At 56.5% G+C, this 11748-nt stretch carries 11 protein-coding genes; 4 read left to right on the top strand and 7 right to left on the bottom strand.

From position 1 onward, the window contains the following. Positions 1 to 2: 2 nt before the first annotated feature. From QMZ18_RS27815 to QMZ18_RS27790, 6 genes are all read right to left on the bottom strand, one after another. Positions 3 to 2147: an RNA degradosome polyphosphate kinase gene (locus tag QMZ18_RS27815; protein ID WP_282609716.1), complete on the bottom strand. Its 2145-nt coding sequence runs from the start codon at positions 2145 to 2147 to the stop codon at positions 3 to 5. 183 nt (positions 2148 to 2330) lie between these two features. Further along, positions 2331 to 3110, bottom strand: coding sequence for an SDR family oxidoreductase (locus tag QMZ18_RS27810; RefSeq protein WP_282609656.1), 780 nt, complete (start codon positions 3108 to 3110; stop codon positions 2331 to 2333). Positions 3111 to 3161: 51 nt separating this feature from the next. Beyond that, positions 3162 to 3848 (bottom strand): DnaA/Hda family protein, encoded by a 687-nt coding sequence (locus QMZ18_RS27805; protein WP_282609655.1) that lies wholly within the window; start codon positions 3846 to 3848, stop codon positions 3162 to 3164. Further along, a complete protein-coding gene (locus QMZ18_RS27800) occupies positions 3845 to 4963 on the bottom strand; it encodes an AI-2E family transporter (protein WP_282609654.1) in 1119 nt (372 codons plus the stop codon). The genes QMZ18_RS27805 and QMZ18_RS27800 overlap by 4 nt, the downstream gene beginning before the upstream one ends. 125 nt (positions 4964 to 5088) lie before the next feature. Continuing rightward, complete coding sequence (locus tag QMZ18_RS27795; protein ID WP_282609653.1) at positions 5089 to 5643, bottom strand: CDP-alcohol phosphatidyltransferase family protein; 555 nt, start codon at positions 5641 to 5643, stop codon at positions 5089 to 5091. A gap of 13 nt (positions 5644 to 5656) precedes the next feature. Then, complete coding sequence (locus QMZ18_RS27790) at positions 5657 to 6844, bottom strand: DUF2066 domain-containing protein (RefSeq protein WP_282609652.1); 1188 nt, start codon at positions 6842 to 6844, stop codon at positions 5657 to 5659. 213 nt (positions 6845 to 7057) lie between these two features. Between QMZ18_RS27790 and purM the strand changes: the two genes are divergently transcribed. The 3 genes from purM (at position 7058) to QMZ18_RS27775 (ending at position 9099) form a co-directional block, all read left to right on the top strand. Then, entirely contained in the window at positions 7058 to 8212 is a 1155-nt protein-coding gene (gene purM, locus QMZ18_RS27785; protein ID WP_282609651.1) for a phosphoribosylformylglycinamidine cyclo-ligase, read from the top strand. Next, positions 8209 to 8865 carry a phosphoribosylglycinamide formyltransferase gene (gene purN, locus QMZ18_RS27780; RefSeq protein WP_282609650.1) on the top strand — a complete coding sequence of 219 codons (657 nt, stop codon included), beginning with the start codon at positions 8209 to 8211 and terminating at the stop codon, positions 8863 to 8865. The genes purM and purN overlap by 4 nt, the downstream gene beginning before the upstream one ends. A gap of 111 nt (positions 8866 to 8976) precedes the next feature. Next, positions 8977 to 9099 (top strand): aa3-type cytochrome c oxidase subunit IV, encoded by a 123-nt coding sequence (locus tag QMZ18_RS27775; RefSeq protein ID WP_282609649.1) that lies wholly within the window; start codon positions 8977 to 8979, stop codon positions 9097 to 9099. Positions 9100 to 9186: 87 nt separating this feature from the next. Here QMZ18_RS27775 and ndk read toward each other — a convergent pair whose 3' ends face one another. Further along, positions 9187 to 9609 (bottom strand): nucleoside-diphosphate kinase, encoded by a 423-nt coding sequence (ndk, locus tag QMZ18_RS27770; RefSeq protein WP_282609648.1) that lies wholly within the window; start codon positions 9607 to 9609, stop codon positions 9187 to 9189. A gap of 218 nt (positions 9610 to 9827) precedes the next feature. On the opposite strand from ndk, the gene QMZ18_RS27765 reads away from it, so the two are divergent. After that, the gene (locus QMZ18_RS27765; protein ID WP_282609647.1) at positions 9828 to 11741 is read left to right on the top strand and encodes an ABC-F family ATP-binding cassette domain-containing protein; all 1914 of its coding nucleotides are present in this window, start codon (positions 9828 to 9830) and stop codon (positions 11739 to 11741) included. Positions 11742 to 11748: the final 7 nt, after the last annotated feature.

The raw sequence follows: 11748 nt of genomic DNA, 5'->3' as shown, positions 1-11748 counted from the left end.
GACTAAACTTTTTTCTTTAGTGTAAGTCTGGGAGCTTTTTTGCCCCGTTTCGTCTTCTTCAAAGCCGAGCCTCGCCCCGAAAGACTGGGGTTGGTCATGAAGTAAGTATGTGCAGAAAATGGCTTTCTGCCAGCGCGGGTTCGGCGATAGTCCCCATCCGGTTCAAGAACCCAGCTCTGCACATCGTCGTTGAGATTGGCAATCATGATCTGATCAACAATCTGCTTATGGGCCGTTGGGTTTTCGACTGGGATCAGCGTTTCCACACGCCGGTCCAGATTTCGGGGCATGAGGTCTGCCGACGAGATAAAGACCTTTGCTTCGGTCGAGGGCAGCCCATTGCCGGCGCCGAAGCAGAATATACGGCTGTGCTCCAGGAACCGCCCAACGATGGATTTGACCCGGATATTTTCCGACAGGCCCTTCACCCCCGGACGCAAACAACAGATGCCGCGGATGACAAGGTCGATTGATACGCCAGCCTGAGAGGCCTTGTACAATTTGTCGATAATCTCGGCATCCACCAGCGAGTTGATCTTAACCCAGATTGCAGCCGGCCTTTTCTCCTTGGCATGTGCGATTTCGCCGTCGATCAATTTAAGCAGGCGCTGACGCAAGGTAAGCGGTGCAAAGGCAATCTTTTCCATCGGCTTCGGCTTGGCATAGCCGGTCATGTGATTGAAAAGACGGGTCGCGTCGCGACACAAGGCCGGGTCTGTGGAAAAGAACGAAATGTCCGTATAGATCCGCGCCGTAATGGGGTGGTAGTTTCCGGTTCCGTAGTGAACGTAAGTCCGCAATTGCGATCCCTCACGCCGGGCCACCAGCGATATCTTGGCGTGCGTCTTCAACTGAATGAAACCGTAAACGACCTGTACGCCGGCCCGTTCCAGATTCCGCGCCCAGCGAATATTCCGTTCTTCGTCAAATCTCGCCTTCAGCTCGACCAGCGCGGTCACGGACTTTCCGGCCTCAGCGGCTTCCGTCAGCGCCTTAATGATCGGTGAATCCTCGCTAGTCCGGTACAGCGTTTGTTTGATGGCCACGACCGCAGGATCCTGCGCCGCCTGCCGGATAAACTGCACTACGACGTCGAAACTCTCGTAGGGATGATGAACCACGAAATCCTTGGCGCGGACAGCCGCAAAGCAATCACCGCCGAAGTCTCGGACGCGCTCCGGAAAGCGGGGATTGTAGGGTGGGAACATCAGATCCGGGCGGTCGCGGACGATGACTTGAGAGGCATCTGCCAATCCCAACAGGCCATCCAGCTGGAACACATCTGAATAATCCACATCCAGTTCACGTACGACGAACTCCAAAAGCTCGGGTGGCAGATTTTTATCCACGGTCAGGCGGATCACCGAACCTCTGCGACGCCGCTTCAATGCGGTCTCAAAGACACGTACCAGATCTTCGGCTTCTTCCTCGACCTCGATGTCACTGTCGCGGAGAATGCGGAAATAACCGTGCCCGGTGACGATGAAGCCGGGAAACAGCATATCGAGATAGAGTCGAACTACCTGTTCCAAACGCATAAAGCGTGCATTTTCACCGGGCAGCCGGATAAAACGCTCGATCTGAGAGGGCAGCGGAATCAGGCCGTTGATGTGGGCACCGTCTTCGGCGCGGTCCAGCTCCAGCACCATGGAAAAGCCACGGTTGGGCATGAAAGGAAAGGGATGCGCCGGGTCGATGGCAATCGGTGTCAGGACCGGGAAAATCTGACTGGTAAAATAATCGTCGAGCCAGGATTTTTCGTCATCGGACAGCTCATCACTATTAAGGACGACAATCCCGGCTTGCCGCATTTCCTTACGCAGAATTCGCCACATGTCCTGCTGATTCTGCAACAGACGCACGATCCGCTCATTGATCGCCGTTAACTGTTGTTCAGGTGTCAGTCCCTCAGGTGTGCGGGCGGTCACGTCGGCCCGTAACTGTCCTTTCAGGCCGGCCACCCGGACCATGTAGAACTCGTCCAGGTTACTGGAGGAAATCGCCAGGAAACGAACACGTTCCAGCAAAGGATGGTGCTTGTTTCCGGCCTCTTCCAGAACACGTTCGTTAAAAGCCAACCAGGAAAGTTCGCGGTTGATAAAGCGTTCCGGCGAATCGGCACCAATCGTGGTCCCGGTGTCGACCAGTTGTTCGAACTGTTCCTCTAAAACAGCACCTTGAGCTGATTCGTCCACGGTTGCCTAATACCTTCGAAACGTCAGGGGTTCGATCCAGCTAATAACATACGAACTTTCATATATTATTACGGTTTTGTGTCACTTAATCGACCGAAAACCCGGCGTACTGGGTGCTAGGTAGTTCTTAAAGGATTAAAGCGTCCCTGGGAAAGCACCTCCGTCGAGCAAAATGTTCTGTCCCGTAATGAAACCAGCGTGCGCGCCGCATAGAAACGCACAAGCCTCGCCGAATTCCTCCGGGTAGCCGAAACGCCCGGCTGGGCTGGATGCCAAACGCTCGTCGCGAACTTCTTCGAGCGAACGGCCGCTCTTTTTTGACACTGCAACCAGAGTTCCTTGAAGACGATCGGTTTCGAAAGGCCCCGGTAGCAGACCATTGATCGTGACGTTATGTCGCACGGTTTTGCGCGCGATCCCGGCTACGAATCCAGTCAGGCCGGCGCGTGCACCGTTGGACAGGCCCAGAATATCGATCGGCGACTTGACCGCTGCAGAGGTGATGTTGACGATCCGGCCGAAGCGACGCTCAATCATGCCGTCCACGGTCGCCTTGATCAGTTCAATCGGGGTCAACATGTTGGCGTCGACCGCCTTGATCCAATCATCGCGTTCCCAGTCACGAAAATCACCTGGCGGAGGCCCTCCCGCGTTGTTGACCAGGATGTCCGGATTGGGACAAGCCGCCAAAGCGGCCGCCCTCCCCTCGGGCGTCGTGATATCTACAGCCACGGCAGAGACCGTCACACCGCTCGCCTGTCTGATTTCTTCAGCCGTCGCTTCCAGCGGTCCGGCTGTGCGCGCAATTATGGTCACGTCCACGCCCTCGCGTGCCAAAGAAACGGCACAGGCCTTTCCAAGCCCCTTGCTCGCTGCACAGACAAGCGCGGTCTTACCGCGAATTCCCAGATCCATGAGTTCCTCCCAAGTATTAAATCGTATGCCTGCTCCGACCGGAGCCTCGGCTTAAAGGCGTTTCTCCAGCACGTCGCGCACCAGGGGAACGGTGATATCGCGCCGTCGCTCCAACGAGAAGGAATCGATTGCCGTGACCAATGCCCGGGCAGCTTCGAAAGAACGCTCCATCCTGGGCAGAATGTAACGCAAAACCTCTGGCGTGATCTTGAGTTGCCGGTCTGCGAACATCTTGACCAGAACCGCCTCAATCAGCATATCGTCCGGCACGCCCAGCTCAAAGACCGGCAAGGTCGACAAGCGCGAGCTCAGGTCAGCCAATTCGCAGCGCCAACGGGCCGGTGCCAGCCGACCGGCAACCAAAAGATACCCACGGCGTTCCCGCATCATATTATAGAGATGAAAGAGTCTACGCTGCAGTTCCCGGTTGCCTTCAAGCGCGTCTTCGATCCCGTCAACCACGCAACAGGGCGCCTCACCGATCAAATCCGGCGGCTCTTTCCGTGCCAGAGCAGCCGCATCGACCTCGACGGCACCACTGCTCGCTCGCCAGACTTGGCATAGATGCGACTTTCCGCTACCGGGAGGGCCGCAGAGGGCTATCGCAGGGGCACTCCAATCCGGCCAGCTGTCGATCAGGTCGACGGCAAGCTGATTACTCGGCATCACCAGAAAATCGTCACGGCCGAGTGCCGGCCGATGTCCAAGATCAAGCGGAATCTGTTCGGGACGACTCACGATTCGATCTTTTCGTCCACCACGGAAGTCTGCTCTGCCGCGTCCATTTCAACGTCCCGTGCCGACCCCCGATAATAGTGACTGGCCAAATATTGTCCCAGTCCGAAGCGGACGCCGACACCGATCACTGCGGCGACCGGAACCGCCAGCATAACGCCGACGAATCCAAAGAGAGTGCCACCTGCCAAAAGCCCAAAGATCAGCCAGACCGGGTGAAGTCCGACTTTGTCGCCAACCAGATTAGGAGTCAGAACATAACCCTCCAGGATCTGACCGGCGAAGAAGACTGCGGCGACGATGGCGACCCCGGTAAAGCTATCAAACTGGACGAGCGCGAGTCCCACCGACAGTGCCAGACCGACGATGGAGCCCACATAGGGCACGATCGATAAAATCCCGGCAATCATGCCGACGATCAGCCCGAAATCCAAACCCGCAATACTCAGACCCAGTGCGTAGAACACACCAAGAGTAAGGCAAACCATCCCCTGCCCGCGCAGAAAGCCGGAAAGCGTCTTATCGACCTGTAGTGTGAGATCCCGGATGACCGGTGCGTGATCGCGTGGCAGCCAGCCATTCAGATGTTCGACGATACGGTCCCAGTCGCGCAACAGATAGAAGGTGACCACTGGCGTGATCACTAGCAGAGACAGCACATTGACGACAGCCACGCCACCGCTCAACACCCCGACAATGGCCTTGCTCAACCAAGTGATCACATTGTCAGCAGAGCCGAGCACAGCTGACCTGAATTTCTCCAGCATCTGGTCATCGACACGCATCTCAATGACGGTCAGCAGCGATGAGAGTTTCGTTCGCAAAAATTCAAAATAACCCGGCAGGTTTTCCAACAACCGTGCGGCTTGACCTACAATCAGCGGCACCAGAAGCACAATCACCAGCAAGACAATGATTATAAAGACCAGTGTGACGATTGAGGTCGCCAACGTCCGGGATGCCCCCATGGCCTCCAGCCGGTCACAGACCGGGTCCAACAGGTAGGCAATCGCCATGCCGGCAACGAATGGAAGCAGGACACTGCTGAGAAAAAACACCAGGACCAAAAAGGTCAATAAGCCGAAAAACCAGAACCGGACCTGCCGTTCCGCCGTCATCGTTCCAACCCTGCAGTCATAAATCACGGTTCACGCAGCTTGACGGCACAGGGCCGAAAGCCGGGGCACTCTGTACCCTGATTGCCGTTATAAAGCGAGTAAGGGCCCGGGTCACGAGCTTCCGTTCATGCCCGGCGTTGCAGCACGACAAGGCGCCTGCCCCACAAAAAAACATAAGCGGAACCTGATATGAAAGTTGTGGCCGCAACCACGTAAACCGCCACTTCGCAGGCCATATCCAGCGCGCCATCAAAACTGAACCCCTGCGACGCGAGCACAAGACCGACCAAAACGATTTGCGCGAGAGTATTGATCTTGCTGACAGCCAAAGGTTCCATCTTGAGACTGCCGGTGATCATAAGGACCACCATTGCGCCGCTCACGATCAGGACGTCGCGCAACACAACGAAGCTGACCAGCCATCCCGGAATTTCTCCTAGAAACCCAAGGGTGAGGCAAAGCCCAACCAATAAAATCTTATCGGCAATAGGATCCAGATAGCCGCCGAGCTCAGACACGGCCTTGAGCTTATTGGCCAGATATCCATCGAGTGCATCCGAAACGCCGGCCAGGGCGAAAACCCAGAATGCAGCCAAATACTCCGTGAGGAGGATAAATCCAATGATGACGGGAACTAATAAAAGGCGCGCAATGGTTATGATGTTCGGAAGCCAAGACATATAACGCAGATGCTCATTCGACGGGTTGCGGACTGGACACGCCCGAGGTGCTCCCTAGATCAGAAACCCCTTCGGGTTGAATGGCGGCTTCAGGGTTTGCTGAAGCATTGGAACCGGGCACAAAACTCCCACCTTGCTGTTGAGCTCCTCCGCCTGGCAACGCCGTTGGTGATGTAGGAACAACAGAACTGCCGCTTACCGGGCCTTCAGAGCCGCTCAATCGGAGTTCCCAAACTAAGATCTCATTCATTAATAATGTGAGGTCATTCTGCCGCAATGCAATAGTAAGTTGTTTTTCGTCCCCAACATAAGTGATCGACAGGTCAACCAGTTGCTTTGAAATGGCCTGCACGTTGCTGCCGACAACAGCAGGAATCTCTCTCAATCGCTTCTGTATTTCCACCCAGTCCCCGAGACCGGTAACCGGTACTTTCACCTGAATGGTGCTTTCGACGCCGTATCGAAGCACGTTACTTCCTTTCCACCTTTCCTGAATCGATGCTTCCACGGTATCGGCGGCGCGCATCAGGAAGTCTTCAAGCAATTCACCGGTCTGTTGGCGATAGGTCTCTGCACCGAAAGGCTGAGGAGAACCATTCGAATCGAAACGGGTCATACTCAATCCGAGTTCGGCAGTACCAACCTCTGCATCGCCAAGCAGGGCTGCGCGGCTCACTAAAACCGATCCGGCACCGTAGCGTTCGGCCAGTGCCGAAAGGCGCTCAGCGTCGCCGTTGACCGCCTCATCCGCGGAAATAGACGAGATATCACTCAGATCGCCAAGCGGCACAATCAGAGGAACCAGCCCGCCACTGCCAGTTCGAATCGACCAGATATCCCGCCAAGTGTTGCCGTCTTCCCAAAGGATCTCGGTTCCGCCGGCATCCTGTAGCGGAAGCACCACGACCGGCTTGCTCCTGGTCTCTGCAAAGCCAATGCCGTTATTCCTCAGCAAACGACGAACCTCTTCGGGCCGGAAACGATAAGTAATATCAGCCAGGTAGCGCACGCTCGAGGTCCGTTCGCGCGCCACAGAGAAATCCACGGTATAGTTTGCAATCTGACCGGAAGTCAGTTGTGGAGCCCGTGCCTGCTCCTCCTTCGGCACCAGACGCCCGATCAGCCGGGCGTAGGCATCCAGGTATCCCTTCGCCAGCGCGGCGTCGCGTGCAGTAGCCGCAGCAGCAGCCGTGGCATCCACAGGCACATTTCGGACGGTAAAGACCTCGTTGGCCAGGGCGGATCCTGCCGCAGTCACCGGCAGTATCATGACCAGAACCGAAAAAAACCTGCGAAAGCTCGTATTAAAGCGGCGAAACCGCATTGCAAACCGTCCCGGATAAAGTATTTTCGCGTCGCAAACTGCCATGTAAGACCCGTTTGGGCCTCTTGGCTCTCACCTTAATACGCGAAGATGCCGGAGGACACCATAACAAGCGGATCGCAGCGCGACACCCCGGTGCGCAACACGCCACAGGAAAGTTACAAGTCTGCCGGTGTTGACATCGATGCAGGAAACGCCTTGGTGGACGCTATCAAGCCTCTGGCGAAGTCCACCTCGCGCCCTGGCTCAAACGCCGGTCTCGGCGGTTTCGGCGCGTTTTTCGACCTCAAGGCAGCGGGTTTCGACGATCCACTGCTGGTCGCCTGCAACGACGGTGTCGGCACCAAGCTCAAGATCGCCATCATGGCCGGCAAACACGACGGAGTCGGTATCGATCTGGTTGCCATGTGCGTTAACGACCTCGTCGTTCAGGGCGCAGAGCCTCTGCTATTCCTCGATTACTATGCGACCGGCAAACTCAATGTCGATGCCGGCAGGGAAATCATCGCCAGTATCGCCGAAGGCTGCAGGCAGTCGAACTGCGCCTTGATCGGCGGCGAAACGGCCGAAATGCCCGGTATGTACGAAGGTGACGACTACGATCTCGCCGGTTTTGCCGTCGGTGCAGTCGAGCGCGCCCAGACACTGAACGAAGATCGCGTCACCGCAGGTAATGTCGTCTTGGGTCTGGCGTCCAGCGGTTTGCATTCCAACGGCTTCTCTCTGGTGCGCAAAGTTGTGGCAGATAATGGGCTGGATTACGCCGCGCCCTGCCCATTCAGCCCCACACAAAGCCTTGGGGAAGCATTGCTTGAACCCACGAAGATCTACGTCAGGAGTTGCCTCGATGCAGTGCGCGGCGGTGGCGTGACGGCACTCGCCCACATTACGGGTGGCGGCTTTACCGAGAATCTACCCAGGGTTCTGCCGGCGAATCTGGCGATCGAAATTAACGGCCTGCCCTGGCAGATCCCGGCTGTCTTCCCCTGGTTAGCCGAACTAGGTGGAATTGCACCGCAAGAAATGGTCCGGACCTTCAATTGTGGAATCGGGATGGCAGTGGTCTGCAACGCCGACGCCGAAGAGGACGTCTCAAACACCCTTCAGGCTGCAGGTGAAACGGTGTTCCGATTGGGCAAGGTAACCGAAAAGGCGGAAAACGGCCTCTCCGTCATCTTCCACAATCTCTACGATTCCTGGCCCGTAATGGCCGGAAACACTGGGCTTGACCAGGAGGGACGATGACCAACCGGTTAAAGGTCGGCGTCGTAATTTCAGGTCGCGGCAGCAATCTTCAGGCATTGTTAGACGCCTGCACAGATCCGGCCTATCCGGCTGAAATCGTACGGGTCATCTCCAACAATCCAGATGTCGAAGGTCTGCGCCGTGCTGAACGGGCCGGAGTCGCAACCGAAACGATCAACCACCGCGCATTCGAGAATCGGGAAAGCTTCGAGCGATCGCTGAGCGACGCCATGGAAGCCGCAGGTGTCGAACTGATCTGCCACGCAGGGTTCATGCGGATTGTGACAGGAGACTATCTTTCGAAATGGCACAATCGGCTGATCAATATCCATCCTTCGCTTCTGCCGGCCTTTCCTGGCCTGAACACGCACAAAAAGGCACTGGATGCAGGCGTCAAGCTGCACGGCTGCACAGTGCATTATGTTCGTGAGGAGGTAGATGTGGGTCCGATCATTGGGCAGGCTGCGGTGCCGGTCCTCGACGGGGACAGCGAAGACAGTCTCGCCGACCGGGTATTGACTGCAGAACACAAGCTTTATCCGTTGTGTTTGCGGTTGGTTGCCGAAGGACGAGTTCTGGTCGACGGGGACAGGGCGATCGTCAAATACGCCGGACCGTTCGACCCGAACATTCTATTAAGCCCGGCCAGCTAAACTAATGTCTGCAATGACGGGCTTCGACTGAGGCTTGCACTGATAATCGGCGCCGGTTAAGTTCCGGCATTATACAAGCGGCGATAATGCTTTAGTGAGGGGATCCGTTCCATGAATGACGATGAAATGCTTGCCGAACACCAACAAGCCTGGGTTGGCTTTGTCCGCGTGGCGACGATCTCGACCGTAGCGGTTATCGCGATTCTCGTCCTTTTGGCGCTAGTGACGCTTTAATCAAGCGACATAAGAATCTGACTTTAAACAAAAAAAGGGTGGAGCCGTCATGCGCTCCACCCTTTTTCGTGTCTATGTTCTTCGGCGTTATCCGACCAACTCATCGTCGGTGAAGAAGAACTTGATCTCTTCAGCAGCGGTCTCGGGCGCATCAGAACCGTGGACGGAATTTGCCTCGATCGATTCGGCAAACTCAGCGCGGATGGTGCCGGCGGCTGCGTCGGCTGGGTTGGTGGCGCCCATTACTTCGCGATTCTTCGCGATGCCGTCCTCGCCTTCCAGAACCTGTACAACAACAGGACCAGAGGTCATGAAGCTGCAAAGATCGCCATAAAACGGGCGCTCTTTGTGAACTGCATAGAATCCTTCGGCCTGTGCCTTGGTCATCTGAATGCGCTTGGAGGCGACGATGCGAAGGCCGGCGTCCTCGAACTTACTGATGATCTTGCCGGTCAGATTACGTTTGGTTGCATCCGGCTTGATGATGGAAAAGGTACGCTCGATGGCCATCTTCTTGGCTCTCCTCGTTTGGATTGGGCCCAGGTCTGGATAGGGCTGGTAAATTCGCGCGCGTTATAGCCGTAGAGCGGTTCCGCTGCAATAACCGCGTCGCATTGAACCCAGCGCAAAAAATATCACCGGCTGCGGCCTCTGAAACCGCTCGTACAATTTTGCCGTCTGCTGGCCCTTTCACCACCTTCACCCGACGTGCTATCACCCCGCCTGTCATGCTTCATATCAAAGACATAACCCAAAGGGTCGAAGGCCGGTTGCTGTTCGATCGGGCTACAACCGTCGTCCACAAAGGCGAGCGGGTTGGTTTCGTTGGCCGCAACGGCTCCGGCAAATCCACGCTGCTGCGCCTGATCATGGGAACCACGCCGCTGGACGGTGGCGAAATCGTCGTGCCCAAAGGCGCAAGCGTCGGAACGGTCGCACAGGATGCCCCCTCCGGCCCGACCAGTTTGATCGATACGGTCCTTGCGGCTGACATCGAGCGCACAGCGCTTCTGGCCGAGGCCGAGACAGCCGAAGATCCAGGACGTATCGCTGAAGTGCACGAGCGGTTAGCAACCATCAAAGCCGAAACCGCACCCGCACGTGCGGCTCGTATTCTGGCGGGCTTAGGCTTCAGCGAAGAGGCACAACAGCAGCCCTGCTCCTCACTCTCCGGTGGTTGGCGCATGCGGGTGGCCTTGGCGGCTTTGCTGTTTACCGAACCTGATCTGTTGCTCCTGGATGAGCCGACCAACCATCTCGATCTCGAAGCAACTCTCTGGCTCGAAGGTTACCTCAAAGGTTATCCCGGCACTTTATTGCTGGTCTCTCACGACCGGAACCTCTTGAACAATATCGCCCAGAGGACCCTGCATTTAGAACAGCTTAAGCTGAACATCTACAACGGAAACTACGATAGATTTGAACGCACGCGGCGTGAAAACCAGGAACGCCAGGCGGCAATGCGCACAAAACAGATCGCCGAGCGCAGACATATCGAGAGTTTTGTTGAGAGGTTCCGCGCCAAAGCCAGTAAGGCCAGACAGGCTCAGTCGCGCCTGAAAGCGCTGGCACGAATGGAGCCGATCGCCAGCGCGATCGAGGAGCGCACGACCACGTTCGATTTCCCAACGCCGGTCCAGCTATCCCCTCCCTTGATCAATCTGGAAGACGCTGCGGTCGGCTATAGCGCCGATCTCGCCGTGCTGAACAAACTCAACCTGCGCATCGACATGGATGATCGCATCGCGCTTTTAGGTGCCAACGGCAACGGGAAATCCACCTTTATCAAACTCCTGGCGACACGTCTTAAGCCAATGTCCGGACGCCTCGTCAAATCCTCGAAGCTGAAAGTGGGTTATTTTTCTCAAGACCAAGCTGACGAGCTGGATCTGAACGGAACGCCGCTCGAACACATGGCGCGCGCGCTCCCCATGGAAACCGAAACCAAGCTACGCAGCCATCTTGGCCGGTTCGGGTTTGGCCAGGAACACGCCACAACAAAAGTCGGTAAACTGTCGGGTGGCGAGAAAGCCCGGTTGCTCTTTGCTCTCATGACCCGGGATAAGCCGCATATCCTTTTGCTGGATGAGCCGACCAACCACCTGGACGTCGATGCCCGTCAGGCGTTGATTCAGGCAATCAACGGCTTTGACGGCGCCGTCATTCTGGTCTCGCATGATCCCCATTTGATTGAACTTTCTGCGGATCGCCTGTGGCTGGTTTCCAATGGCGGCGTTGCCAGCTATGACGGCGACATGGAGTCTTACCGTCAGCTTCTTCTGGATCAGCGCCGGGAAGAGCGTGCCCGGGCCCGCAGCGAACGGCGTGAACGAGAATCCGAACTGAATGGTTTCGCTGACCCCAAACAGGGCCAAAGCAAAAAGGACAAGCGCAAGGCAGCTGCCGATGCGCGTGCCGCGGCAGCCGATCTTCGCAAAAAGGTCAAAGCGGCAGAGCAGAACGTGGAGCGCCTTGAACGCCGGAAAAAAGATCTGGAGGTAAAGCTCGCGGATCCGAAAATCTACGACGCCTCGACTGCCGACTTACAGGCGATCCATGTCGAATTTGGACAGGTCTCCAAGGCAATCGCCGACGCCGAACAACTATGGCTGGAAGCCCAAAGCGCCTTGGAAGACGGCTGAGACGGTC

It is taken from the genome of Pelagibius sp. Alg239-R121, from assembly GCF_947331435.1.
GTDB lineage: Bacteria > Pseudomonadota > Alphaproteobacteria > Kiloniellales > Kiloniellaceae > Denitrobaculum.
Note: the sequence above shows the minus strand (reverse complement) of the source record. Positions and strands in the feature narration are given on the sequence as shown.